Origin of the sequence: Leisingera sp. SS27 (assembly GCF_028368855.1) — a bacterium.
GTDB lineage: Bacteria > Pseudomonadota > Alphaproteobacteria > Rhodobacterales > Rhodobacteraceae > Leisingera.
In genome coordinates this window covers 1-26,023 of the sequence record NZ_JAQNCY010000007.1, presented here as the reverse complement: position 1 = coordinate 26,023, position 26,023 = coordinate 1, and the positions used below count along the sequence as shown (strand labels likewise).

General features: G+C 59.2%; 27 protein-coding genes. 20 read left to right on the top strand and 7 right to left on the bottom strand.

Translation table 11 applies throughout. From position 1 onward, the window contains the following. Positions 1-43 precede the first annotated feature (43 nt). From N6L27_RS15325 to N6L27_RS15305, 5 genes are all read left to right on the top strand, one after another. Positions 44-889 carry an enoyl-CoA hydratase/isomerase family protein gene (locus tag N6L27_RS15325; RefSeq protein WP_271908174.1) on the top strand — a complete coding sequence of 282 codons (846 nt, stop codon included), beginning with the start codon at positions 44-46 and terminating at the stop codon, positions 887-889. Further along, positions 886-1,290, top strand: coding sequence for a nuclear transport factor 2 family protein (locus N6L27_RS15320; RefSeq protein WP_271908173.1), 405 nt, complete (start codon positions 886-888; stop codon positions 1,288-1,290). The genes N6L27_RS15325 and N6L27_RS15320 overlap by 4 nt, the downstream gene beginning before the upstream one ends. A 151-nt stretch (positions 1,291-1,441) precedes the next feature. After that, positions 1,442-2,221 (top strand): CmcJ/NvfI family oxidoreductase, encoded by a 780-nt coding sequence (locus tag N6L27_RS15315; RefSeq protein ID WP_271908172.1) that lies wholly within the window; start codon positions 1,442-1,444, stop codon positions 2,219-2,221. A gap of 23 nt (positions 2,222-2,244) precedes the next feature. Then, positions 2,245-3,207: an LLM class oxidoreductase gene (locus N6L27_RS15310; protein WP_271908171.1), complete on the top strand. Its 963-nt coding sequence runs from the start codon at positions 2,245-2,247 to the stop codon at positions 3,205-3,207. 16 nt (positions 3,208-3,223) lie between these two features. Next, entirely contained in the window at positions 3,224-4,033 is an 810-nt protein-coding gene (locus N6L27_RS15305; RefSeq protein WP_271908170.1) for an SDR family NAD(P)-dependent oxidoreductase, read from the top strand. A 162-nt stretch (positions 4,034-4,195) separates the two neighbouring features. Here N6L27_RS15305 and N6L27_RS15300 read toward each other — a convergent pair whose 3' ends face one another. From N6L27_RS15300 to N6L27_RS15285, 4 genes are all read right to left on the bottom strand, one after another. After that, entirely contained in the window at positions 4,196-4,828 is a 633-nt protein-coding gene (locus N6L27_RS15300) for a tyrosine-type recombinase/integrase (RefSeq protein WP_271908342.1), read from the bottom strand. Between the two features lie 270 nt (positions 4,829-5,098). Next, positions 5,099-5,497: a hypothetical protein gene (locus N6L27_RS15295; protein ID WP_271908169.1), complete on the bottom strand. Its 399-nt coding sequence runs from the start codon at positions 5,495-5,497 to the stop codon at positions 5,099-5,101. 1 nt (position 5,498) lies between these two features. Further along, entirely contained in the window at positions 5,499-5,756 is a 258-nt protein-coding gene (locus N6L27_RS15290; RefSeq protein ID WP_271908168.1) for a hypothetical protein, read from the bottom strand. A 44-nt stretch (positions 5,757-5,800) separates the two neighbouring features. Continuing rightward, on the bottom strand, positions 5,801-6,091 hold the full coding sequence (locus N6L27_RS15285; RefSeq protein ID WP_271908167.1) for a putative quinol monooxygenase: 291 nt from the start codon (positions 6,089-6,091) through the stop codon (positions 5,801-5,803). Positions 6,092-6,163: 72 nt separating this feature from the next. On the opposite strand from N6L27_RS15285, the gene N6L27_RS15280 reads away from it, so the two are divergent. The 6 genes from N6L27_RS15280 to N6L27_RS15255 all read left to right on the top strand — a co-directional run bounded on the left by N6L27_RS15280 (position 6,164) and on the right by N6L27_RS15255 (position 13,886). Further along, a complete protein-coding gene (locus N6L27_RS15280) occupies positions 6,164-7,171 on the top strand; it encodes an AraC family transcriptional regulator (RefSeq protein WP_271908166.1) in 1,008 nt (335 codons plus the stop codon). A gap of 842 nt (positions 7,172-8,013) precedes the next feature. Beyond that, a complete protein-coding gene (locus N6L27_RS15275) occupies positions 8,014-9,003 on the top strand; it encodes a BMP family protein (protein ID WP_271908165.1) in 990 nt (329 codons plus the stop codon). 38 nt (positions 9,004-9,041) lie between these two features. Beyond that, complete coding sequence (locus N6L27_RS15270) at positions 9,042-10,559, top strand: ABC transporter ATP-binding protein (protein ID WP_271908164.1); 1,518 nt, start codon at positions 9,042-9,044, stop codon at positions 10,557-10,559. Beyond that, positions 10,556-11,623, top strand: a complete 1,068-nt coding sequence (locus N6L27_RS15265) for an ABC transporter permease (protein ID WP_271908163.1) — start codon at positions 10,556-10,558, stop codon at positions 11,621-11,623. The genes N6L27_RS15270 and N6L27_RS15265 overlap by 4 nt, the downstream gene beginning before the upstream one ends. Beyond that, positions 11,623-12,564, top strand: a complete 942-nt coding sequence (locus N6L27_RS15260; protein WP_271908341.1) for an ABC transporter permease — start codon at positions 11,623-11,625, stop codon at positions 12,562-12,564. The genes N6L27_RS15265 and N6L27_RS15260 overlap by 1 nt, the downstream gene beginning before the upstream one ends. A 26-nt stretch (positions 12,565-12,590) precedes the next feature. Continuing rightward, entirely contained in the window at positions 12,591-13,886 is a 1,296-nt protein-coding gene (locus tag N6L27_RS15255) for an amidohydrolase family protein (protein ID WP_271908162.1), read from the top strand. A gap of 201 nt (positions 13,887-14,087) precedes the next feature. Here the strand turns inward: N6L27_RS15255 and N6L27_RS15250 are convergent, their stop codons facing one another. Continuing rightward, complete coding sequence (locus tag N6L27_RS15250) at positions 14,088-15,122, bottom strand: LysR family transcriptional regulator (protein WP_271908161.1); 1,035 nt, start codon at positions 15,120-15,122, stop codon at positions 14,088-14,090. 24 nt (positions 15,123-15,146) lie between these two features. Here N6L27_RS15250 and N6L27_RS15245 point away from each other — a divergent pair, with 24 nt between their 5' ends. Together N6L27_RS15245 and N6L27_RS15240 are read left to right on the top strand one after the other, a co-directional pair. Continuing rightward, positions 15,147-16,304, top strand: coding sequence for an MFS transporter (locus tag N6L27_RS15245; protein ID WP_271908160.1), 1,158 nt, complete (start codon positions 15,147-15,149; stop codon positions 16,302-16,304). Positions 16,305-16,457: 153 nt separating this feature from the next. Continuing rightward, positions 16,458-16,604: a hypothetical protein gene (locus N6L27_RS15240; RefSeq protein ID WP_271908159.1), complete on the top strand. Its 147-nt coding sequence runs from the start codon at positions 16,458-16,460 to the stop codon at positions 16,602-16,604. Here N6L27_RS15240 and N6L27_RS15235 read toward each other — a convergent pair. After that, complete coding sequence (locus N6L27_RS15235) at positions 16,601-17,545, bottom strand: LysR family transcriptional regulator (RefSeq protein ID WP_271908158.1); 945 nt, start codon at positions 17,543-17,545, stop codon at positions 16,601-16,603. The genes N6L27_RS15240 and N6L27_RS15235 overlap by 4 nt on opposite strands. 116 nt (positions 17,546-17,661) lie before the next feature. Here N6L27_RS15235 and N6L27_RS15230 point away from each other — a divergent pair, with 116 nt between their 5' ends. From N6L27_RS15230 to speB, 7 genes are all read left to right on the top strand, one after another. Continuing rightward, a complete protein-coding gene (locus N6L27_RS15230; RefSeq protein ID WP_271908157.1) occupies positions 17,662-18,567 on the top strand; it encodes a dimethylarginine dimethylaminohydrolase family protein in 906 nt (301 codons plus the stop codon). Continuing rightward, positions 18,564-19,805: a Zn-dependent hydrolase gene (locus tag N6L27_RS15225; RefSeq protein ID WP_271908156.1), complete on the top strand. Its 1,242-nt coding sequence runs from the start codon at positions 18,564-18,566 to the stop codon at positions 19,803-19,805. Before N6L27_RS15230 ends, N6L27_RS15225 begins: the two co-directional genes overlap by 4 nt. A gap of 130 nt (positions 19,806-19,935) precedes the next feature. After that, entirely contained in the window at positions 19,936-20,826 is an 891-nt protein-coding gene (locus N6L27_RS15220; protein ID WP_271908340.1) for an ABC transporter substrate-binding protein, read from the top strand. Positions 20,827-20,903: 77 nt separating this feature from the next. Beyond that, positions 20,904-21,953: a quaternary amine ABC transporter ATP-binding protein gene (locus N6L27_RS15215; RefSeq protein WP_271908155.1), complete on the top strand. Its 1,050-nt coding sequence runs from the start codon at positions 20,904-20,906 to the stop codon at positions 21,951-21,953. Continuing rightward, complete coding sequence (locus tag N6L27_RS15210; protein ID WP_271908154.1) at positions 21,950-23,509, top strand: ABC transporter permease; 1,560 nt, start codon at positions 21,950-21,952, stop codon at positions 23,507-23,509. Before N6L27_RS15215 ends, N6L27_RS15210 begins: the two co-directional genes overlap by 4 nt. 83 nt (positions 23,510-23,592) lie before the next feature. Further along, positions 23,593-24,582, top strand: a complete 990-nt coding sequence (locus N6L27_RS15205) for an arginase family protein (protein ID WP_271908153.1) — start codon at positions 23,593-23,595, stop codon at positions 24,580-24,582. Next, entirely contained in the window at positions 24,579-25,559 is a 981-nt protein-coding gene (gene speB, locus N6L27_RS15200) for an agmatinase (RefSeq protein WP_271908152.1), read from the top strand. Before N6L27_RS15205 ends, speB begins: the two co-directional genes overlap by 4 nt. A 234-nt stretch (positions 25,560-25,793) precedes the next feature. On the opposite strand, the gene N6L27_RS15195 is transcribed toward speB, so the two are convergent. Beyond that, the coding region (locus N6L27_RS15195; RefSeq protein WP_271908151.1) for an integrase core domain-containing protein at positions 25,794-26,023 on the bottom strand (230 nt) is incomplete at its 5' end.

Here is a 26,023-nt window from a genome sequence, read left to right as displayed (position 1 = left end):
TCAAGGATTTATGTTGAGCGCAATCGCACACAGGAGACTGCTCATGGCTTACGATGGCTTCACAACTTTCAACGTATCGACACAGGGCGGCATTGCCTGGGTCACATTCGATTATCCTCCGGTCAACATCCAGGGCCTGCCGATGTTGGAGGATCTGAATAAGCTGGCAAATGAATTGGAACAGGACCGCGATATCAAGGTGGTGGTGTTCAAGTCGGCCCACCCCGAAATTTTCGTGGCTCATGCCGATACGAATTTCCTCAAAGACATGTCCACAACCGCCGTCTCGCGCGCGGAGGTCGCGCTGCTTGATCTTCAGGTCACGCTAGAGCGCATTAGCAAACTGCCACAGGCGACCATCGCTCAGATCGAAGGCTTTGCCCGTGGCGGCGGACATGAGTTCGCTCTGGCCTGCGACATGCGCTTTGCCGCGCGTGGCAAGGCCAAATTCATGCAGATGGAAGTGGGCATGGGCATTCTGCCCTGCGGCGGTGGTGCGTCACGCATGGCCCGTCAGGTCGGTCTGGGCCGCGCGCTCGAAATCATTCTAGGGGCCGAGGATTTCGATGCTGACAAGGCCGAAGCCTACGGCACGATCAACAAGGCGCTGGATGCAGACAAGATCACGGATCACGTAAAGGCTCTGGCTGAACGCATTGCCCATTTCCCGACTGAATCCATTCAGGCCTGCAAGGAGACGGTCTATGCCTCAGTCGATCTGCCCATCGCCGAGGCGCTTAAGGAAGAGACCTACTGGCTCTATCAATCCATGAGCAAGACACCGGCGCAAAAGCGGTTTCAGTATGCTGACGACAACGGGGCCCAGTTCGATATGGCCAACCAGCGCGCCTGGAATGATCTGGTAATCGGCATTCAGGATGTGAAATGAGCACCGCAAACTACCGGAAAACCGTTACGGCTTTCCTTGACCGGTTCAGCGCGGGTGACAGTGATGGGGTTATGGCCCTTCTGGATGATGCCGCGAGTTGGAAGGTTATGGGTCGCGATGGCGAGCTGCCTATCTCCGGGGAGATGAACAACGAGGGTGTCGCCAGTCTGATGTCGACGGTTACCCAGGCATTTCCTCAAGGCATGACGCTCACTCCTTCTGGATGGACATCTGAAGGGGAACGGGTGGCTGTCGAAGTAGAGTCCTACGGCGTCAAAGCTGATGGGCTGATCTACAACAACCTTTACCATTTCCTGTTTGTGTTCCGCGGAGAACGGATCGTCTCTATCCGGGAATACATGGATACTCTCCATGTGAAATCGGTGTTCATCGACGGTTAACCCGGCCGCCCCCTCTCTCGATGATACATCAAACCGTGCCAGGCCAATGATTGGCCTGGCACAAGGAGAATATCGTTAAACCAAACAGTCAACCTGCCCCGTGAAACCATCGTTTCAAGATCGGCGGATCAGAGCGTTATCGGAGTTTCCAATGCAATCGACTGGAAGTGTCAACTATCACGTACACAGTGACACCCGGCAGGCTTTCCACATCGACGCCGGAGGGGTCACCGGAAAGCTGATCTCACCCGAACTTGCCGCGACCGTCATTGACGTGAAGGATGTGCGCATGGGCGATGCAGCCGTCAGATTTGCCGTCGACAGCGTCGGCTTTCTGCGCGCGCCGACAAAGGTAACTAATTTCACCGCAGGCGAGCTGTGGAAAGCGGAGTATGACCGCGAACTGACCGATCTTCTCAAGCAGGAGGTCGAGGCCAGGGATGTCGTGATCTTCGACCACACAGTTCGGGTGGACGATCCGAATTCTGACCGCAAACCAGCACGCAACGTGCATAGCGATTATAGCCCAGAGGGTGCCCAGCAACGGCTGATCGACATTCTGGGCGCCGAGAAGGCCGAGGACTGGAGCGCGGGGCATTACGGATTCATCAATATCTGGCGGCCTGTCGACGCGTCAATCAATAGCGCGCCGCTTGGCTTTGTGCGCCCGTCTAGCGTCGAGGAAGAGGATTGGGTTCTGGTCGATCTGATTTATCCCGACCGTCTGGGCCACATCATGGGGCTTGCGGCAAATGACGGGCATGAATGGGTGTACCAATCAAGGATGGCGCCGGATGAAGTGGCGTACTTCAACATCTACGATAACCGCGGCCACCCCTCCATCGCCCACAGCGCAATCGATCTGGTCGAGGATGCCAGCGTTCACAGCATCCGCAAGAGCATCGAGAGCCGAACACTGGTTCGATACTGATCCGAGTGGGCAGGAGGTATCACATGCTCGACACAACCCAACCCAACACCTTCCCGGTGATCAATCGGGCCTACAATTCTGTGTTCCAAAAAGGCAGGCTGAGCATAGGTCTTGTGGCACCCCTGGAGGCCTATCCCAACAGCGCGGTCCCGACCATGCAGGACCAGGTGGAGCGTATCAAACTGGCGGAGCAACTCGGTTTTGCCGCCATCTGGCTGCGGGACGTACCGTTCAACGTGCCCAGTTTTGGTGACGCGGGGCAGATCTTTGATCCCTGGGTCTATCTCGGGCATCTGGCAGGTCAGACGCAACAGGTCGCTTTAGGGCTGGCCAGTGCAGTACTGCCTCTGCGTCACCCCGCGCATGTGGCCAAAGCCGCAACTAGCATAGACGTATTATCAAACGGGCGCTTGTTGTTGGGGATCGCGTCTGGTGATCGGCCAGACGAGTACCCAGCGCTGAGCATGTCTTTTGAGGATCGCGGCGAACGGTTTCGCGAAGCTTATGGCTACATTCGCAACATGGCTGGTGCCGCGCCTGTTCATCAGGGTGGATACGGCAAATTGGATGGCTCAGTTGATTTGCTGCCCAAGCCGTATGGTGCCCGGTTGCCAATGCTGATCACCGGAGGGAGCCAACAATCCCCGGATTGGATTGCGCAAAACGGTGATGGTTGGATGCTGTATCCGCGCGATACGCCGACACAGGCCAAGATCATCTCGGACTGGCGCGCGCGAACTCTATACACTGGCAGGGACGAGCAGCCGGTAATGCAGCCGCTCTATGTCGATCTGGTTGAAAACCGTCAGGCACCGCAAGCCATCCACCTTGGTCTGCGACTGAATGCGCGCGATCTGGTGTCCTATCTGAAAGCGCTTGAGGGCATCGGCCTCAATCACGTAGCGCTAAACCTGCGCTTCAATCAGGCTGATACAGAACGCACTTTAAAGCATCTGGCGGAACATGTGCTTCCAGAATTCACTTGATAAAGGAGAGACCGAGATGACCAAAACGATCCTGGTGACCGGTGCTACCGACGGTATCGGGCTGGCTACTGTCCGTGTCTTGGCAGGCCTAGGGCATACCATTCTTCTGCATGGGCGGAACGTCGACAAGCTGAATACAGTTCAAACGGAACTGGCTGGATTGGCACAAGGCGGTCGTATTCACAGCTATGTCGCGGATCTGTCACGTGTGAACGAGGTAGAGGCCCTGGCTCAAGCAGTGGCCGCGGATCATACGAATCTCGATGTTCTGATAAACAACGCAGGTGTTTACCACACGCCCGTTGCAAAAACCGAGGACGGTCTCGACACGCGTTTTGCCGTCAACACCTTTGCTCCATACCTACTAGCCAATTGCTTGTGGGACTTGCTCTGCTCGTCCCGTGGTAGCCGAGTCATCAACTTGTCTTCTGCGGCGCAATCCCCAGTGCAGATTGATGCTTTGATTGGTAAAACCACCTTATCGGCTGGGGAAGCATATGCTCAAAGTAAGCTGGCACTGACCATGTGGACGCAAGAACAGGCGCTGGTCTCAGGTGAAACAGGACCGAAAGTTATCGCAGTAAACCCAGGTTCAATGCTGGGCAGTAAAATGGTGAAAGAGGCGTTTGGCGTCGCAGCAGGTGATGTCAGTCAAGGTGCTGACGTTCTGGTGAAAGTTGCGGTTTCAGACGATTTCGCGGACGCAAATGGTCGATACTTTGATAACGATTCCGGCAAATTCGCTGCACTTCACCCTGATGCGCTGGATCGCCGAAAATCCAAGGCGGTGGTGGATGCGATAGAGGACTTTCTCGCAATACTATGAATACAATCTGAAGGTCAGTTATTCAGTTTCAAAGGAGCACGAAGCTGCCTTTGGAACAAGTTGTAGCATTCGAAAAAATGGGCTCGATTCAAACCACCGCTGCGGCGCGAACGTAGGTCCGGTTCGAATTGGCGAACGGCAAGTGCCGCCCGCCAACGTGGTTCAAATGTCGATTTGCTCGGCGATGCTCAGTGCATCTTCAAGTTCGACGCCAAGATATCTGACTGTGCTGTCAACCTTGGTATGTCCGAGCAGAAGTTGAACCGCTCTGAGATTTCCGGTTTTCCGGTATATCTCCGCTGCTTTGGTCCGGCGCAACGAATGGGTGCCGTACCCACTGGGCTCCAGTCCGATCGCGGCCACCCAATCCCGCACAAGCCGGCCATATTGGCGCGTTGAGATATGGGGGCGGTCGTGAAACCGGCTGGGGAACATGAAACGGCAGCCGATCATTTCCGGCGACTTGATCCACGCGGCAATGGTGTCCCGCGTGTTTTCAGAGAGTTCGAACTGAACGGGCCGCTTGGTTTTGCTCTGTATCACAGACACCCTTTCGCGAAGGCGATCATCCCTCACCAAGTCAGTGACGGCGAGTTTCACCAAATCGCATCCGCGAAGCTTGCTATCAATTGCCACGTTGAACAGCGCAAGATCGCGCAGGTTGCCCGCCAGTTCGAGCCGCGCGCGGATCGCCCAGACCTGTTTCGGCAACAGTGGTCGTTTCTGGCCGATGATCCGGCCCTTGTTCCAGGCTTTGCGTTTCGTGGTGACAGCGGGAAGCTGGACTCTTGGCATGATTTGCCCTCCGATCCTCCCTCCATCCCCAGACATCAGCACCGCGCTGACGATGTCATCGTACAAGCGGAGTGAATGCCTGCTCTCGGAAGTCGCCCGGTAACACCATTTCTGCCCAAGCATTCGGCGGCTCGGAACCCAAATTGACCGATGGTGCGGGAAGCACGAGTTGCCGATTTAAGTCAATAGTTTGAATTGGTTAGCGAATTCTATGCGCACGAATCACTGGACCTTGATGTTTGTAGGCAGCGGCTCAGCATCTGAACAAAATTAGGCTCTCGTACCAACCGTCCCCTGTTTTTCATTTATTAGACCAAAGACGGCGAGGGTTACGATTGGAAAAAACAGCCACCCCTGGGGCATGGTCTTATAAGACAGGCCAACACTTGGCGGCAGGAGAACACCCCAGACCCCGATGCCCGCCATCATGATTGTCAAAAAAACCACCAGCTCGGTCGAGTGTCTGACAAGTGCCGACCAAAGATAGCCCGCAGCGACGGCCCACAGCACAATGGTCACGATGTGCCAACAGAAGAAGTTGATGTACTTGGCCCGGTCTTCCAGCGTTGCGGCCAAAAGTGGATCCGCAACTTCGGGCGTGCCAACAAACGTATGCAGGGTCGCAAGGGCCGCTGCGCCAATCCCAGTGCCAAGGTGGATTTTGTTCATGTCAGATTTCCTTGCGATAATAGGTTTCTGTGGCCTGTGCCGTCGGTTTGCGCCACTCCTCGATCAACACAACGCTGTCTGCATTCGTTAAAACCTTTTGTGACAAGAACTCCTGATGCCCGCGACGCGCGGTGATGGTTTTCATAAGCTGGTCAGACAAGGGTCCTACAAGCCGGGTCTTGGTCACGACGATTGGGGTTTTAGATTGTGCCAACACCTGCATCGGCGCGACCAAAACCGCAGCGCTTGCTGCGATCATGGTCAATGCATCCCGACGGGTTGGCAAAGAGCCTTTTAGCGCGTTCATATCGCCACGCGCTCATAATATTGCACATCGGGCGGGCCGGTCATGAAAGACAACAGCTGTTCCATAACGCCATTTTCCGTGATGGACGCAATATAGGCCTGATGGTGCGCGCGTGATTTCCATTCTTCGAGGATCAGCAGCTTGTTGGTCTCTTCATCAAACAGGATCGATACGGACAAAGCCCCTTCAAACCCACGCACCGCGGGCAGCTTCGCCTCTAGGAACAGCTGCAAATCCGCATAGGCGTTTTCCTGAACGACCAGCTCCAATGTTACCCAAATACTCACATTGATCTCCTTGGTTGTGTGCGTGTTTTTTACATCGACACAATTTTTGGAAATACGCGCACTGTAGTAAAAATGCCGGATATCGCGCGTGATCTGGGGCAATCTGTCGTCTGGTGCGATAAGGTAGAAACTGGCATCCAACCCAAAAGAGGCAAGCGCGGCATGGCATCCAGAACACATCAAACATTGTCGGACCTTGGGGCGGATGGAACCAACAGCCTAGTTATTCCGCAAGGATTACATGACTTCGCGGATGCACAGGTGGTCATGGAACACGGGCAACAAGCGATCTTTCACAAACGTATCCTGTCCAGCGCCTTTGGTGTGGAGTTTTACAACAGTTGCCCCTGCCTAGGGTATATCATCAAAGGCGAAGAGGTGTTTATTACCCCTACTGGGGAAGAGATCACGGTTGGCGCTGGAGAGATGGTCTTGCTGCCACGGGATGTCTTTATGGTGACTAACTTTTCAGGTTCGGATGGACCGCTGGAAGCGCTGTTGTTCTTCTTTGATGATACCGTGATCCGCGAGTTTGAGCGGCAAAGCCCGGGCCATTCTGCACATCCCACGTCACGTATCGGTGCCTATAAAATTGACCACCATAACAGCCTGAACGGTTTCATGAGCTCGATGATCGACATCTATAAAACCATCGACGGGACACGCGAGTTATTGCACACCAAGCTGATGGAATTGTTGTTTTTAATCGCAGCGGAAGACGAATCCATGCGCCTCAGATCATTTCTGCATGAAAACTGCTCTGACAGCGGAAAACGCAATATTCGCCACCTGATGCGGGAACATTGCACCCATAACCTGAGCGTACATGACTATGCCCATTTGTCGGGGCGTTCCGTGTCGGCCTTTAACCGGGAATTCAAACGACAATTTGGCGTTGCCCCCAGCAAGTGGTTGATCGAACAACGCCTGACACGCGCACGCGACGCCGTGCTATCAACCGATGCATCGATCACCGAAATAGGCTTTGAGATTGGATATGAAAGCACGTCCCACTTCATAGCCCAGTTCAAGTCGATGTTCGGAACAACCCCCAAACAATTGCGTTTGGAGCAGCTATAGATAACCACTCCTGTTTCATCAGGAGCTCTGTCAAATCCAATCATCGGAAACGTATTGCGGCTATCAAAACGTTGCCTTTCCAGTTTGATTCTGTGTCGACTAGATTTTTGCTTGCAACCCGATTGCGATATCCCCATCGACTAGCAGTGTCTGTATTGGATGGGCTCAATTAGAACTCCTCGTTGAAACCGATCATTAGCGAAATTTCAACGGAGTGTAGCGTTGTCCGCGCTGTGTGATTTACCGTCTTAGATTTTCTGCGCGGGCGACGAATGGCCGATCTCCCCGCTGCAAGGCGGCGTAAACTTTTGCGTCTCTGCGGCAATTTCCTTGCTGCGAGCGCGCGCAGCGAGAATTGGACACTTCTCCTCTGGGCTCGTTCCAGCCATCCGCCGCGCCAAGCGTGAATGGCTGATCCCTGAGATAGGGGCCGTTCACCTGGTCGGGCTTGGATTGGCAGTGAGGCGGGAAACGCCGTCGCTCCCGCCGCAGGGGACAAGGACCGCAAGCAGCCCGAACCGGACCTCCGGCCTGTCGATTAGCCGCTACGGGTTCGCAGGCAGGTCGGGCGGAATCCGGACCTTCCCTGCAGGCGCAGGCTGAACATTGCGAAACGCTGGAAGCCGACTTTCCGGCACGTCTCATGAGATTTCTGTTCAGCAGTGCCGCAGGCTAGCCGCGAGCCCAATTCAAGTAATTCTGCAACTCAACGGAACGTCTCCATTTTAGAGTGTATCGTAGTCTCAGGATTGCGCATTCGGGTCACTTTCGGTGGGTAAAATCGGATAAATTTGATTATTTGGTCAAAAAATGTTTCACTGCCGGAAAATGGGAGGGAAACAATGAAAAATGCTTCACTAACAAGAAGAGCCGTGCTTGCGGTTTTCTTTACCTGCGCGAGCCTGCTGAGCGCAGGTGCTGCCGTGGCTGAAAAGATCAAGGTTGCAGCAATCTATACGCTGCCCGTCGAGCAGCAATGGATCAGCCGGATCCACAAAGCTCTGAACGCCGCAGCCGAGCGTGGCGATATCGACTACGTCTTCTCGGAAAACGTTGCGAACACAGACTATGAGCGGGTGATGCGCGAATATGCCGAACAAGGGCAGCAGCTTATCGTTGGTGAGGTGTTCGGGCTCGAGCGCGCGGCGCGCAAAGTTGCAAAAGACTACCCCGGAACCGCTTTTCTGATGGGATCTTCCTTTGGTCCGGTTGCGCCGAACTTCTCGGTTTTCGACAACTGGATCCATGAGCCGTCCTATCTGTCCGGCATGGTTGCAGGAGCGGCAACCGATTCGAATGTGATCGGCATGGTGGGCGGTTATGCCATTCCCGAGGTGAACCGCCTGATGCATGCCTTTATGGATGGCGCGCGGGAAGTGAACCCGGATGTGAAGTTCATCGTGAACTTCATCGACAGCTGGTATGACCCGCCAAAGGCCAAGGAAAGCGCCTTTGCGATGATGGATGCCGGGGCGGACGTGATGTACGCTGAACGCTTTGGCGTATCCGACGCAGCCGTTGAACGCGGTGTGAAGGCCGTGGGCAATGTCATCGACACCTCCGGCGACTATCCTGGCACGATCATGGCTTCGGCCCTCTGGCACATGGAAGCAACCATCGACAAGGCGGTTGCCAATGTGGCAGGCGGCAGTTTCGAGGCTGCGGATTACGGCCAGTACAGTTTCATGGCCTATGGCGGCGGTTCACTGGTGATGGACGAAAGCCTGATATCGTCTGAAACCGAGGCGGCCGTAAAGGCGCGCGAAGCAGAAATTCTGGACGGGCTGTTCCGTGTGAACGTGAACGATGCCCGCCCGGTTTCCGACAACTGACGGCAGAAGGGCCGGCATTTGCGCCGGCCCTGTTTCCCATGACAGATTCCACGGTTCTAAGGCTCAACGGGCTGAGCAAGCGTTTCGGCCCGGTTGTGGCAAATGACGATGTCAGCCTGACGCTGGCCAAAGGCGAAGTGCTTGCGCTGCTGGGTGAAAACGGCGCCGGCAAGACCACGCTGATGAACATGCTGTTCGGCCACTACCTGCCGGACGCTGGCAGCGTCGAAGTGGCGGATGAAAACGGCGTGCTGCACTCCCTGCCGCTGGGCCATCCGCAGGCGGCGCTGGCCGCCGGTGTGGGCATGGTGCATCAGCATTTTGCCCTGGCCGAGAACATCAATGCGCTGGACAACATCACCTTAGGGTCAGAGCCCTTGCTGGCACTGCGGCGCAACCGGCAGGCTGCGCGGGCCAAAATCGAGGGGATCATCGAACACAGCGGCTTGAAGGCACCGCTGAACACGCCTGTTGGCAGGCTTTCGGTTGGCGAGCGCCAGCGCGTGGAGATCCTGAAAGCGCTCTACCGCGACGCCCGGATCCTGGTGCTGGACGAACCCACCGCAGTGCTGACGCCGCAGGAAGCGGACACACTGTTTGAAAACATCAAGGCGATGACGCGGGAGGGCCTTTCGGTCATCTTCATCAGCCATAAACTGCGGGAGGTTCTGGCGTTTTCGGACCGGATTGCAGTGCTGCGGCACGGCCGGAAGGTGGGCGAAATGGCCACCGCGGATGCTGATGAGAAGGCAATCGCACGGATGATGGTCGGGGCGGATACGCCCAAGGTTGCCCGCACAGACATGGTGCCGGGCGCGCCGGTCTTGAACCTGTCAGGGATTTCCGTCTCCGGGCGCTCCAAGCGCGACACACTGAAAGGCATTGATCTCACGGTGAAAGCGCATGAAATTCTGGGCATTGCCGGGATTTCCGGCAACGGGCAAAGCGCGCTGGCCAATGTGATTTCCGGCCTGGCGGCGCCCAGTGCAGGGCATATACAGGTTGACGGTACAAAGGTTGCGAAACCCGGCCCGGCTGCAATGGTGAAGGCCGGTATCGGGCGCATCCCCGAGGACCGCCATCACGAGGGCATTGTCGGCGCCATGAGTGTCGCCGAGAACATGGTGATCGAACGGCTGGACGATCCGGAGGTGCAATCCCGCGGATTGCTGCGGCGGGACGCCATCCGGGACAATGCAGAACGGCTGGCGCAGGCCTATGACGTGCGCGGGCCGGGTGTTGCGGCGTCCTCCAGGCTGCTGTCCGGCGGCAATATCCAGAAGCTGATCCTTGCGCGGGTGTTCGAACGTTCTCCCCGCCTGATCCTGGCCAACCAGCCGACACGCGGCCTGGACATGGGGGCCGCGGCCGAGGTGGGCCGGCGCCTGCTGGAAGCGCGGGAGCGCGGCGCGGGCGTTGTCCTGATTTCAGAGGACCTTGACGAAATCCTGGGTCTTGCCGACCGCATCATGGTGATCCGCGACGGCAACCTGGTGGAGGCAGGCAGCCACGACCGCGAAAAGATCGGGCTGATGATGGCAGGAGAACCCGCATGATCCGCATTGAACCGCGCGAGAACCCGTCCCGTGCCTTCGCCATCGGCATTCCCATCCTGTCCGCCGTGATTTCCCTGGCCCTTGCGGCCATTCCCCTGCTGGCCGCCGGGGCCAATCCGCTGACCGCCTATGGCGAGATGATCAAGGGCGTTTTCGGCTCGGTCTTTGCCCTGTCCGAAATGCTGACCCGTGCCACACCGCTGATCTTCACGGGTCTTGCTGCCGCATTGGCCTTCCGTGCCAAGCTGTGGAACATCGGGGCTGAGGGGCAGCTGTACCTGGGCGCTATGGCAGCTGTTGCCATCGGTTCGGGATACCTGGACGCCCCGGGCATTGTGCTGCTGCCGCTGATTATTCTTCTGGGAGCCGGAGCCGGTGCGGCGGGCATGATGGCGCCGGCCTATCTGAAGGTCCGCTTCGGGGCCGATGAGGTTGTGACGACGCTCCTGCTGAACTTCATTATCCTGATCTTCTTGCAGATGATGCTGGAAGGCCCGCTGCAGGACCCGATGGGGCTTGGCTGGCCCCAGTCGGCGCCGGTACTGGATCAGGGCATGCTGCCGCCGTTGATTGAGCGGATGCGGGTGCATTCCGGGCTGATCATTGCGCTGGTGCTGGCAGGGATTGCCCAGTTCATGCTGGCGCGGTCGGTCTGGGGCTTCAAGCTGCGCGCGGTCGGAGAAAACGCCGCCGCTGCGCGCCATGCGGGGATAAATGTGAACCGGTCTCTGTTCGGCGTAGCCGCGATCTCCGGCGCCTTGGCCGGGCTGGCGGGCGTCAGCGAAGTTGCAGGGCTGAAAGGCTACCTGACTTCGGATCTGTCGCCGGGCTTTGGCTACACCGGCATTGTTGTGGCGATGCTGGCCGGGCTGTCGCCCGCAGGTGTGGTGGTTGCAGCCTTGTTCATTGCCTCGGTGTTCGTAGGCGCCGACAGTATGAGCCGCGCGATGGGCGTGTCGTCCTTCCTGGCAGACCTCGTTGTCTCGATGTCGCTGCTGTGCGTGCTGGTCGGCGGCTTTCTGGCGAAGTACCGCATTCTGCGCACCAGGGAGGCCGTATCATGATGGATCTTCTGAACATCCTCCTGAGCGAAAGCTTCTGGGCGGCATCCCTGCGCATTGCAACCCCGCTGATTTTTGGTGTGCTGGGCGCCCTGATTTGCGAACGGGCAGGCGTTCTGAACCTCGGGATCGAGGGGATTTTTGTTGTTGGGGCCATGTGCGGCTGGATGGCGGTCTGGCTGGGGGCCGGCCTATGGGGCGGTGTCCTTGCAGCGGCGGCGGCAGGAGCGCTGTTCGGACTGCTGCATGCGGTGCTGACGGTTCCCTTGGGGCTTTCACAGCATGTGTCCGGACTGGGGATTACCCTGTTTGCCACATCTGTCAGTTACTTCACTTACCGCACGGCCTTGCCCAATGTGTCCTCGCCGCCGCGGATCGAGCCGTTTAAGGCTCTGGACATTCCGCTGCTGTCGGATCTGCCTTTTCTTGGGCCGGTGCTGTTCCAGCAGACCGCGCTCACCTGGCTTGCGCTGCTGATGGTGGCACTGGTCTGGTATGTGATGAACCGCACTGCGCTGGGTGTGGCAATCCAGGCGGTCGGTGACAATCCTGACAGCGTCGACGCGCAGGGGCTGTCGGTTTACGGCCTGCGTATCGGTGCGATTGTTGCAGGCTCGGCGCTGATGGCGCTTGGCGGCGCCTTCCTGACCATGAGCGCCTTTGACGCCTTCTTTTTTGGAATGGTGAACGGGCGCGGATGGGTCTGTATCGCGCTGGTGATCTTTGCCAGCTGGCGGCCCGGCAAGGCCTTGTTCGGCGCCTTACTGTTTGGCGCATTCGACGCGCTGCAGGTGCGTTTGCAGACGGAAATGGGCGCGCTGGTTCCCGGCCAGGTCTTCCTGATGGCACCCTATATCCTGTCAATCATCGCGCTTGTCATCGCGGCCCGTTCTGCCGACTATCCGCGTGCCCTGCTGACACCCTGGTTCAAAGGGCAGCGCTAGAAATCCGCTTTGGGAAGGAGAGCCCGATGTTTGACCTGATTGTCAGAAACGCCAGCCTGACTGACGGGCAAACGGGCGTCGATATTGCCTGCAAGAACGGCAAAATCGCCGCGGTTGAAGCCTCCATCACCGCCGAAGCCAAGGAGGTGATCGAGGCAGAGGGCTATCTGGTCTCGCCGCCGTTTGTGGACCCGCATTTCCACATGGATGCAACGCTCTCGCTTGGCACACCGCGGCTGAATGTGTCCGGCACGCTGCTGGAGGGCATCGCCCTGTGGGGGGAGCTGAAGCCGGTCCAGACCGTGGACGACATCATAGAGCGTGCGCTGCGCTACTGCGACTTGGCGGTTGCAAAGGGCATCGGCGCAATCCGCAGCCATGTGGACACCTGTGACGACGAACTGAAGGGCGTTCAGGCGCTGCTGGAGGTACGTGAAAAGGTGAAGGATTATCTGGACCTGCAGCTGGTTGCCTTCCCGCAGGATGGTGTGCTGCGCGATCCCACTGCGATGGAGAACACCATCCGGGCTTTGGATATGGGAGTGGATGTCGTCGGCGGCATCCCGCATTTTGAACGCACCATGGCGGATGGCGCCGAAAGCGTCCGCCAGCTGTGCAGGATCGCGGCGGACCGTGGCCTGATGGTGGATATGCATTGCGACGAAAGCGATGATCCTCACAGCCGCCATATCGAAACTTTGGCCTATGAGACTCAGCGCCTTGGGTTGCAGGGGCGTGTGGCCGGATCGCACCTGACCTCAATGCATTCCATGGATAATTACTATGTGTCCAAACTTATCCCGCTGATTGCCGAAGCCGGAGTTCACGCAATCCCGAACCCGCTGATCAATATCATGCTGCAGGGCCGCCATGACACCTATCCCAAACGCCGCGGACAGACGCGGGTTCGCGAATTGCGCGATGCGGGCGTTGCGGTTGGCTTCGGATCCGATTGCGTAATGGACCCTTGGTATTCGCTGGGCAAAGCCGACATGCTGGACGTGGCGTTCATGGGGTTGCATGTGGGGCAACTTTCGAGCCGTGAGGATATGAGCTGGTGCTTTGACGCCGTGACAGAGAATTCCGCGCGTATCATGGGGCTGCAGGGTTACGGGGTCGCAAAAGGGAAAGATGCGAATTTCGTGTTGCTGCAGGCGCGTGACAAGATAGACGCCATACGGTTGCGGGCGCATAGGATTGCGGTCATTCGTGCAGGCAAAGTAGTTTCCCGGTCCGCTGCAGTGGTGCATGAGATCACCAAACCCGGCGAGGCCGCTACGGTTCTCATCGAAGCGCAGATCACGGATAGAATGACGAGCTGATACGCGCCGGTCCGCAATGGATTACGGGTTTGCTCGCACAGCTTGAGTTCGATTATCTCCAGATTTTGCACGCGCGGCGAATGGCCGGAAGGCAGGCTACGATTGCAGTAACGTGAAGGCAGGGCGAAGGGCTGGTCTGGGTCGGCTACTTCAGCCATGAATCTTCAAACCTTGTTGCTATTGCAGATCGAGGCCTGTGGTTCAACCGTCGTCCCATGGAGGGGTCGTGCTGAACGTTTCTCGCAGAATGTTAGCAAAATCACCCGCTCTTCGGGAAAGCGGCCGGATGCTGGGTCTCACGAGTTCAACCAGTCGCTCACCAATGCGGTGACCGCTCAGAACCTCCTCCAGAAAACCGTCACGGATAGCATCGCTGCAAGCGTATTTGGGTTCCAGACAGACACCTAGCCCGGCTTTTGCCGCCTCGATCAAGATCTCACCGTTGTTGGCAGCAAAGCGTGGGGACAAGCGAACTTCTACAGTTCGGCTGTCCGGACAGGTAATGCGCCAACGCGCTGGGTCGCTCCCGATCTTGTAGACGATTGCCGGTAAACCCTTCAGATCTTCAGGCCTGCCGGGGCGCCCATGCTCATGCCAAAAGGCCGGGCTTGCGGTGATGACATACTGAACAGGAAAGAGAGGTTCAGAGGTAAGAGCAGGGTCATCTGTATGGCCGATGCGGATCGCAAAGTCGAAGCCTTCCTCAACAAGATTTACAGCCCGGTCACTCATGTCGATATCAAACTGAGCACCTGGATGCGCAGCAGCATAGGCGTTTGCAAGCGGAGCGAGATGACGTAGTCCAAATGCGGGCGGGCAGGCAATACGTATTGGCCCTGAGACCGAACCATCAAGACCCGAAATTGCATTGTCGGCTTCTGTCAAATCCGACAGGAGGCGGAGGCAACGGTCATAGTACATGCGCCCTTCTTCGGTGGCTTTGACACCGCGTGACGAGCGCCACGTGAGCTTCACTGCAAGCCGCGCTTCCATCTCGTCGACCCTACGGCTGACGGCAGAAACCGCCACCCCCTGCCGTGCTGCGGCCGCGGAAAACGAGCCGGTTTCTATGACCGCAACGAAAGCTTCAATTTCGGCAAACCGGTTCATTTGCTTTCCATTTTTTCGATAGATGCCACCTGATTTATACATCTTCTCCAAAATTTCAGAAGGGATATGTTTGAAAAACCAGTACGCCAGCACAAGGAGCCGCTCGTGGGCCACTGCGTAGCGCAACGTTCCCCTTCATATCCAATCTCTATGTTTGCCGTTCTGTGGCTCGTGGGCTGGACATTGCGTGTCCCGGTTCTGGCAGCCCCGCCATTGGCAACACGCATCGGCAATGCATATGGATTGGACACGGCGGGCATAGGGGCGCTGACCATGCTGCCGGTGGTTGCCATCGCCTTTGGAGCGATCCCAGCGGCAGTGATCATCACGCGGTTCGGGTTAAAAACCGCCATTACCGGGGGGCTTTTATTGATGGCGGCAGCGTCCAGTGCACGAGGTTATGCCCCTTCTGGCGCAGTGCTGTTTTCAGTCTCAGTGCTCATGGGGCTGGGTGTTGCCGTGTTCCAAACAGCTTTGCCGGCTGCAACGCGGGTCTGGACACCAAGCCACATAGCGCTTGGGAGCGCAGTCTATTTGAATGGAATGATGGTTGGCGAGATGTCTGGTGCAGGCTTGACGCTCCCTGTGGTGCTGCCGATGGGCGGAGACGACTGGCGCGCAGCACTGCTGCTGTGGTCCGTTCCGATTGTGTTCATTGCCTTGGCAACGGTCTTCGTCCGGCCGCCTGAGGCTGTGAGGGACCCAACAGAGGGCGCGGCCGGCCAAGAGATCGCAGCAACATCCATGCCGCGCTGGAACGATCCTCATGCCTGGCGGTATGGGATGCTTCTCGCCGGCTCGGTTGCGGCGTTCTACGTCATTAATTCCTATGTAGGACCTATCCTTCAGGATCGAGGGGAAACATCTGCCCTGGCAGGCTTGCTCTTCGCGTATAACGCGACCCCTCTTCTGGCCTCTATTGCAGTTCTGGCTGTTCCGCGTTGGATTGGAAGGCAAAGACCAATTGCTGCATCAGCTGTGCTATCCGTTGCGGGGCTCGCCGGGTTTGCCTTCCTTTCCGGATGGCCATCCTGGGCGGCTGCGCTGCTAACCGGCTTTGCGGCTTCGGTTGAAATGATCCTGCTGGTTTCACTGCCGGCGGTAATCGCCAAAGGGCATGCGGTTACCCGGCTGAGTGCAGGAATGACGCTGGTTGGCTATGGCATTGCATTTGTATTGCCGCTGATGGGAGGCTGGCTTGCCAAACGCCTGGAGTGGCTGGAGTTTGCGCTCATCCCGTCCTTGGTTTTTATGGTTGCGGCGCTGTTTGTTGCTGGAAAGAACCGTCGTTACCGTGAGTATGAGTAAAGAATACTGGCGATGCTCATTTGCCTATAGGCGCCACTAAACCAACCGCAGCTAAGGATCGCTTGGTCCGCAAGCTGTGAGATCACACGTGACCTGACCTTGTGGTCCCAACTATTGTCCGCTTCGGCGGGCTGCAATGAGCGGTGAAGGGTGATGACCAACGGCAGCTACGGGCCGGACTTACTCTCCATGGCCTCCAGTGAGGCAGCGGCATATTTCATGGTCAAAGCGAACATCCACATAGAGCAACAAATTGGCATCCGCCTTTTGCTGGCGGGCGCCGTCAAAACTATGATTTAGGCGCCACGGCTTTCTTTGCGGTTTTTCTTGCTGACCTGACCTGCTGCTGATTTCACCAGCTGGATGAAGGTTTTGACCACCAGATTCGGCTCTTCGCCGCGTTTGCGCACCAGCTTGATCTCGGACTTCAGGTCAAACATACCATCTCCTACCGAGCGCACCCGGCCTTCACGCACCCAGATGTCGGCGAAGCTTTCCGGCAGGTAGCCGATATAGCGGCCGGTCAGCACCAGCATCGCAATGCCTTCGATCTGATGGGCGCTGGCGTTTGAAGGCAGCCCGCGGGAGACCGGCGCCACCAGGTCTTCGTTCAGGTAAGCCCGCTTACAGAAATTGGCCTGAGGCAGCCGCTCCTCGACCTTGGCAGGCGTGTCTGCCGTGAACAGAGGATGGCCGCTGCTGCAGTAGAGGCCGATCCGCTCGTACCCCAGCGTCTCGTAGATCAAGCCGGGCTTGTGCTTGTGGAAGACACCAACTCCGAGTGCAATCTTTCCGTCCTGCACTGCCATCTCAATGTCATCCGGCGCTAGCGAGTGCATCTCAATCTCGACCTCTGGCGCAATCCGGGTGAACTCGGCCAAGGCGCTCATGATCGGCGCTTCATTGTTGAACACCCAGTTGTCGATCGCCGCCACAGGCAGGCGGCCGACCAGCTTGCCGCGGGTGCCGTCCACCGTTTCGCCGAACTGGTCCAGCGCCGCAAACAGCTTGTGCGAGGCAGCATAGACGATCTCGCCTTTGTCGGTCAGCCGGAACCCTTTGCGGCCGCGCTGGCACAGGCGCATGCCCAGCCGGGTCTCCAGGTCTGCAATCTGCCTCGAGATAGTGGAGGCAGAGACATTCAAAGTGATCTGCGCCGCCGAAAATCCGCGCGCCTCCACCACCGCGCAAAACACGTAGAGCAGGTGCAAATCGGCTTTGGACAGGGCGGGGGGCAGCATGGGTTCACCATACTTGTATCTTTGTAAAAGTTAAGTCCCTTAGTTTGTAGTTTAATAAAAGGTAAACCCAGCCAATCCTGTCTCCCAAACATGGAAATTCTGGGAGTTTGAGCAGCATGGATGCAAGCACGGCAACGGCCAAACGCTGGGGGATCAACAACGACTATGCCAAGCTGAAGGATGTTCTGCTGGGCAGGCCGGAGTACTTCAAATGGGTCGATGCCGGCCCGCTGATCGGCCGCACCTTGGCCAATGCGCATAAGACCGGCGTGCAGTTCGACCTGCAGCTGGCGATGAAGCAGCACTCGGAGATGGTCTCGATCTACGAAGACGCCGGCGTCACCTGCCACTATCTGGACAGCGACGAAGTGCTGCACCGCAACTTCTTTGCCCGCGACAGTTCAGCCATGACCCCTTGGGGCGCGCTGATCTGCCATATGCAGCTGAAATGCCGCCGGGCGGATTACGCCACCGCAATCAAGTTCTATCAGGAAAACGATATCCCGATCTGGAAGTTCGCCACTGCGGGCCATTTCGAAGGCGGCGACTTCAATATCATCGAGCCGGGCCGGGTGCTGATCGGCTATTGCGGTGAGCGCTCTGAGAAAGAGGGCTCGGAGCAGGTTGCCGAATTTGTCCGCGCCGAAGGCTGGGAGGCCGTGGTCGCCCCGATCAGCCGCGAGTTTGTGCATATGGACGGGCTGATCGTGCCGCTGGCCGAGAAACTGGCGGTGGCCTGCATCGACGCGATGGAACCCTGGCTGGTGGATACCGTCATGGGATGGGGGATTGAGATCGTCGATGTCTCCTATGCCGAGGCCAAGAACCTGGGCGTGAACCTAGTGGCCTTGGGCGACGGCAAGGTGCTGTCGATGGCTGGCGCCAAGGACCTGAACGCCAAGATGCGCGCCCTGGGGTTTGAGGTCTACGACCCCGATATGTCGATGTTCACCCTCGGCGGCGGCGGCGTGCATTGCCTGAGCCAGGCGCTCTGCCGCGAAGACGCTCCCCAAAGCGCATGAGCAGCAACCATCGCATAAACGGCGCCCGGCTGTGGCAGAGCATCATGGAGATGGCCAAGATCGATGCCCTGCCGGGCGGCGGTTGCGGGCGGCTTACACTCACCGACGGTGATCTGGAGGCGCGCGAGCTGTTCACCCGCTGGTGCGAGGACGCGGGCTGCACCGTCACCAATGACCGGCTGGGAAACATGTTTGCCCGCCGCGCGGGCCGCGACCCGGAGGCGCTGCCGGTTGCTATCGGGAGCCACCTGGACACCCAGCCGCACGGCGGCAAGTTCGATGGCGTCTACGGCGTACTGGCCGGACTTGAGGTGGTGCGGACGATGAACGATCTGGGGCTGGAAACCGATGCCCCGATCGAGATCGTCAACTGGACCAACGAAGAAGGCGCGCGGTTTGCGCCTGCCATGCTGTGCTCCGGCGTTTATGCCGGGCTGTTTGATCTGGAGTTCGCCCTCAGCCGCGAGGACGCCGAGGGCCTGCGCTTTGGCGAAGAGCTGGCCCGCATCGGCTATGCCGGCACGGAGCCCTGCGGCGCGCACCAATTCGGCGCCTTCCTTGAAGCCCATATCGAGCAGGGCCCGGTGCTGGAGGCCAATGAAGAGGTGATCGGCGTGGTCACCGGCGGCCAGGGCCAGCGCTGGTATGATGTCACCGTCACCGGGCGCGACGCCCATTCCGGCTCCACCCCGATGCCCGGCCGCAGCGACGCGCTGGTGGCAGCCGCCCGGCTGATACAAGAGGTGCAGCGGATCGCCTTGGCCTATGGCCCCGATGGCGTCGGCACCGTGGGCGAGCTGCATGTCAGCCCGAATTCCCGCAACACCATCCCCGGCGAAGTGCGTTTCACCATCGACTTCCGCCACCCTGACGACGCGGTGCTGAGCGGAATGGACAACGCCATCCGGCGCGCGGCCGCCGAGGAGCAGGAGGCCGAAGTTGCGCTGGACATGATCTGGCACAATCCGCCGGTGAAATTCGATGACGCTTGCGTCGGTGCCATCGAGGCGGCGGCCAAGGAAAGCGGTTTGCCTTGGCGCCGGATGGTGTCGGGCGCGGGCCACGACGCCTGCCAGGTCGCGCGCAAGGTGCCCACCGCGATGGTATTCGTACCCTGCCGCGGCGGTCTCAGCCACAACGAGAAAGAATGGGCCGAACCGGACCACCTTGCGGCCGGCTGCAAGGTGCTGCTGCAAGCCGCCCTCTCGCTTTCAAAACAAATGGCTCCGGCATCGTGATCACGCGCCGGGAGCACAAACAAAAATCAAAGTGATCATTCAACAAGGGAGAAGAAACATGAAAACAGCAAAGACACCGGTCAAGACACTGGCCGCAGCCGCACTGGCCGCCACACTGGGCAGCACCGCCATGGCGCAGGATGTGGTGATCGGGGTGCCGAACTGGGCCTCGGTCCGCGGCACCGCACATATCCTGAAAGTGGCGCTGGAGGACAATCTGGGTCTCTCGGTGGAGCTGCAGAACGGCACCAACCCGATCATCTTCGAGGCGATGGATTCCGGCGCGATGCACGTCCACCCGGAAGTCTGGCTGCCCAACCAGCAGAACCTGCATGATACTTTTGTCACCGGCAAGGGAACCGTGGCCTACAACCCGAACGCGGTGCTCTCCGACCAGCAGATCTGCGTCACCAAGGACACCCAGGAGCGCACCGGCATCTCGTCTCTCAGTGATCTGACCGACCCGGAGATGGCTGCCAACTTTGACACCGACGGCGATGGCCGCGGCGAGATGTGGATCGGCGGTGCGGGCTGGGCCTCGACCAATGTCGAGAAGATCCGCGCCAAGTCCTATGGCTATGACGAGACCATGAACCTGATGGAGATGGACGAGACCCTGGCGCTTGCGCAGGTCGACAACGCTGTCGCGCAAGGACAGAACATCGTCTTCTACTGCTACACCCCGCACCACATGTTCTCGCTCTACGAACTGGTGCCGCTGGCAGAGCCTGCCTATGACGCCGCCGAATGGAATGTGAAACAGCCGACCGATGATCCGAATTGGCTGGAGAACTCCAAGGCGGGCACCGCGTGGGACGCGGCCAAGCTGCATGTGTTCTATGCCGCAAACCTCGCCGTCAGCCAGCCTGAAGCGGCAGCAATGCTGGGCAAGGTGAAGCTCACCACCGAGCAGGTGAACGCCGTAGTCTATGCGCTGTCGGTCGACGGCCAGGACCCGGCGGAATTCGCCCGCAATTGGGTCGATGAGAACGCCGATCTGGTGGACTCCTGGTTCCAGTAAACTGCCGGAACCCAAGGGCCGCAGGCGGGCGGAACGGCTGCCCGCCAAACGAACCGGGACATCCGGAGACTGAGCTGATGAGTGACAATGTGATCACGCTGGACGGCGTGTGGAAAATATTCGGCCCCAATGCCGATGCCGCGATGACGGCAATCCGCGAACGCGGACTGGGCAAAGCCGAGGTGCTGGAGGAATTCAACTGCGTCGTCGGCATCGCCGATGTGTCCTTTGAGGTGAAGCGCGGCGAAATCTTCTGCGTGATGGGGCTGTCGGGTTCCGGCAAATCCACCATGGTGCGCCATCTGAACCGGCTGATCGAGCCGACGGCAGGCAACATCTCGGTGCTGGGCCGTGACATGCTGACCCTGTCCGACGGGGCCTTGCGTGAGATGCGGGCGATGAACATCGGCATGGTGTTCCAGCATATGGCGCTCTTGCCGCACCGTACCGTGCGCGACAACGTGGGCTTTCCGCTGCAGGTGCGCGGCGAGCCCAAGTCCACGCGCTGGGAAGTCTCGCAGCGCTGCCTGGACAAGGTGAACCTGACCGGTTTCGAGGACCGCTTCCCGCGCGAGTTGTCAGGCGGCATGCAGCAGCGGGTCGGTCTGGCGCGTGCGCTCGCGTCGGACCCGGATGTTCTGCTGATGGATGAGCCGTTTTCAGCGCTTGATCCGCTGATCCGCCGTCAATTGCAGGATCAGTTCATGAAGCTCTCAGCCGAGTTGAACAAGACCACCGTTTTCATCACCCACGACCTGGACGAGGCGATACGGATCGGCAACCGCATTGCCATCATGAAGGACGGCCGCATCGTGCAGATCGGCACGCCGGAAGAGATCGTCACCCAGCCTGCCGACGACTATGTGCGCGACTTTGTCGAAGGTATCTCCAAGCTGAAACTGGTGTTCGCCCATTCGATCATGGTGCCGATCAGCGAGTACACACCCACCCGGCCCGTCAATTTCGACGAAAGCCCGCGGGCGCATCACGGCACCGATCTGGACCAGCTGATCGACATCGCAACCTCAACCGAGAATGTGATTGTCATCACCGGCGATGATGGAGCCGACGTTGGCGTGGTCGACCGTGCGACGCTCTTGAAAGGCATCCAGGGGGGCAAGGCATGAAGGACACGAATTTTCAATCACCCGATTTGAGCGTCGAGGGATTTGCCGGTGAAAACGGCCCCTACTACGCCCGCGAATTCGCCCGCATCCAGGGCAAGACCGGCTTTGCCTGGTCCTGGAACACCATGGCCGCCGTCTGCGGCCCCTTGTGGGGCGCGGCCCGCGGGGCCTGGGGCTTTTTCTGGATGTTCCTGGTACTGGAGCTGTTTGCCCTGGTGCAGATCGGCCGTGGCCTCTGGGGTGAACTCGGCGCCGACCAGCTGGCCCGCTATGAACGCCTTCTGGCCAATATCGCCAAACGCGAGGCGCAGGCTGCAGATCTGACCTCGGCAGGCGACGCCGCCGGAGCAGCCGCCAAGTTGAAGATCGCTGACAACCTGCGCGCTGCCGCCGACAAGGCTCTGGAAGCCGCCAATGCCGCTAGCAGCACTGCCTTAGCTATTCTGTTCACCGGCCTTGCCCTGCTGGCGGTGATCAAGCTGGCCGAAGGCTTTTATGCCAACACGGCTTATGAGGCGCAGTATCTGCGCTGGCGCTCGGGCCAGAAGGCGCAAAAAGGGATGAGCCGCAACGGGCTGATCTTCGGCGCAATCGGCCTTCTGGCGATCTGGCCACTGACCCTGGTGCGCTTCACTGTCGCCAAACCGGATGAGGCCATGGCCAGCGCCACCGGCGGGCTGCTGGGTGACCGTCTGCCGATCACCGAATTCCCCGTAGGCAAGGAATACTTCGCCGCGCTGTCCAAGAAGGGTGACGCCGGGTTCGACTGGCTGGCCAACAACTTCGGCGATGTGTTTGACGGGGTGACCGCCGGCATCCGCTGGGTGCTGGACGGGCTCGAGGTGCTGCTGATCCAAACTCCTTGGCCGGTTGTCATGTTTGTGACTGTGGTGATGGCGCTGCGCCTGGCCGGGCCGCGGGTGGCGATCTTCACTGCCGCTTCGCTCGCTTACCTTGCCTTCATGGGCCTGTGGGAGCTGGCGATGATCACCGTGGCGCTGATTGGGGCAGGGGCCTTCCTCTGCGTGGCAATCGGCATTCCGCTCGGCATCTGGTTCGGGAAGTCCAAACGCGCTTATGCGATTGCAGAACCCGTTCTGGACTTCATGCAGACCATGCCGGCCTTCGTCTACCTGATCCCGATTATTGCCTTCTTTGGCACCGGAAAGCCGCCCGGCGTGCTGGCCACGCTGGTCTTTGCGATGCCGCCGGTGATCCGCCTGACCGCACTGGGTATGCGCGGCGTGCCCGAGGCCACCAAGGAAGCCGCCGTCGCATTCGGCTGCTCCCGCTGTCAGCTGTTGTTCAACGTCGAGTTGCCCTTGGCGCTGCCCTCGATCATGACCGGCATCAATCAAACCATCCTGATGTCGCTGTCGATGGTGGTGATCGCCTCGCTGATCGGAGCCGAAGGTCTGGGGGCGCTGATCCTGGAAGCGCTGCAATATGCAGCCAAAGGCCAGGGCCTCTTGGGGGGGCTCGCCATCCTGTTCTGCGCTATGGTCATCGACCGGATCGCACAGGGCGCCTACCGCAAGAAAACCGGCGAAAGCTAACCTCTCCCCCGGGCTGTTCCCGGACTGCCCCGGTGCTGAAGATCTGGCATCGGGGCTCTTTTCCCTAACACGCAGGACCGAAAATGGCTGACGAGCACCTGAAATCCATGATGGAGAATCTCTATTGGTGGGGCATCCCCACCATGTTCCGCTGCCCCAACGAAGGCCCCGAAGACCAGGACATCGCCCTGGTCGGTGTGCCGCATTCCACCGGCAACGGCACCACAGAACGCGACCAGCACCTCGGGCCCCGCGCACTGCGCAATGTTTCCGCCGTCGGGCGCCGGGTGAATGGGGAGTTTCAGCTGAACCCCTGGGAGGCGGCCAGGATTGCCGACATCGGCGATGTGCCTTTCCCCCGCGCCAACGACAACGAGGACTGCATCGAACAGATCACCCGTTTCTACCAGCAGATCGATGCGGCAGGCGCCCGCCCCGTCTCAATCGGCGGCGACCACTCGATCACCGGTGGCATTGTGCAGGCCATCGGCTGCGGCAAGATCACCAAGGGCGAGCCGGTCTGCTTCCTGCATTTTGACGCCCATACGGATGTCTTCACCAAAGTCGACCATTTCCTGGGGGCCAAGAAATCCGCGGCTCATTGGGGCGCCTACCTGGCCGATCAGGGCAAGGTTGAACCGCATCATTCCATGCAGATCGGGTTGCGCGGCCACCCCCGCACGCTGGACTGGCTGCAGCCGTCATATGACTACGGCTACAACATTGTCACCATGAAGGAATTCCGCAAACGCGGGGTCGAAGATGTCGTCGCTCAGATCAAGGAGGTGATGGCAGGCCGCCCGGTCTACATCACTTTCGACCTCGACAGCCTGGACCCGACAATTGCGCCGGCCGTTTCCAACCTGGAGCCGGGCGAGAAGGGGTTCGACATCGACGAGGCGGTGGCCCTGCTGCACGCCGTGCGCGGCATGAACATCGTCGGCGGCGATATCGTCTGCATGATGCCGACCAAGGACAGCCCGAACCAGATCACCGCCCTGACCGCCTCTGCTATCATGTTCGAGATGATCTCTATGATTGCGGAAAACGTGAAGAACGGAGCCACAGCATGACCCAAAAAGGCGATGACTTCTTCCAGCCGGTATCCGCCATGGAGCTGCCCCGGTTCGCCGGGGTGCCGACCTTCATGCGGCTGCCCTCGCTGACCCCGGACCACCCGCGCTACGAAGACGTGCAGATGGGGCTGGTCGGCGTGCCTTGGGACGGCGGCACCACCAACCGGCCCGGCGCCCGGCATGGGCCGCGGCAGCTGCGCGACTATTCCACCATGATCCGGGCGATGAATCCGGTGACCGGCGTGAACCCCTTTACCACCGTCAACTGCGCCGACTTGGGCGATGTGCCGCCCAATCCTGTTGATATCCAGGACAGCCTGGAACGGATCACCGCCTATTACAGCGCCTTCAAGGCGGCCGGAATCACACCGATGACCGCGGGCGGCGATCACCTGATCACCCTGCCGATCCTGCGCGCGCTGGCATCAGGCGGGCCGCTGGGGCTGGTGCAATTCGACAGCCACACCGACCTCTTCGACAGCTATTTCGGCGGCTATAAATACACCCACGGCACCCCCTTCCGCCGCGCGGTGGAGGAAGGGCTGGTCGATCCCAAACGCTTTGTCCAGGTGGGGATCCGCGGCACCGCCTATAACACCGAAGACATCGAGTGGGGTCTGGAGCAAGGCATCCGCATCATCCGCGTGGAAGAGCTGTTCGACCGCGGCATCAAGGACGTGATGGAAGAGGTGCGCGGCATCCTTGGCGGCCAGCCCGCCTATTGCACCTATGACATCGACTTTGTCGATCCCACCTATGCGCCCGGCACAGGCACGCCCGAGGTCGGCGGCCCCAACAGCTTCCAGGCCCAGCAGGTGATCCGCGAGCTGGCGGGCGCCAACCTGATCGGTGCCGACCTGGTCGAGGTCGCGCCCCCCTTTGACGGGAGCGGCAGCACAGCCTGGCTAGGCATCTCACTGATGTTCGAACTTATGTGTGTGCTCTCGCAGTCCATGGCACACCAAATGGGGTGAGCCCGGAGTGTCTTCGCCCCCAATAAAGGGTCACTAATTGACCGATCGTGTATGATACGTTGAGTTCGAATGTCCGCTCTGTGGATGCAGCGCTGCAGAAGGTCAATTGTTCGCAAAGGTCGGCTTAAGGCCGTCCTCAACGCCTAGCCGGAACCTAATCGGCTGGATGCAGCGCTGCCTCCGATGACCGTGAAGAGCCCATTGTTTGTGACCTGCCCCCCGCTGGTCCCTCGTTCATGACGGGAGTCTGCGGGTTTGATTTTGGTATTCGTCGGTTTCGGGCTTGGCAAGCGCGCCGGGCGCGGAGCCCTCAAATTGCTCAAGCGTCCGGCGCGCTTCGACCGGCGTTTTGTTCCCGAGCCATGAGTGCGGACTGACGGTGTTGTAATCGTAACGCCAGAGCGCCAGCTTCCGGCGGACATCGTCCAGGGTGTCAATTATCTCCTCGTTCAGCAGTTCGTCGC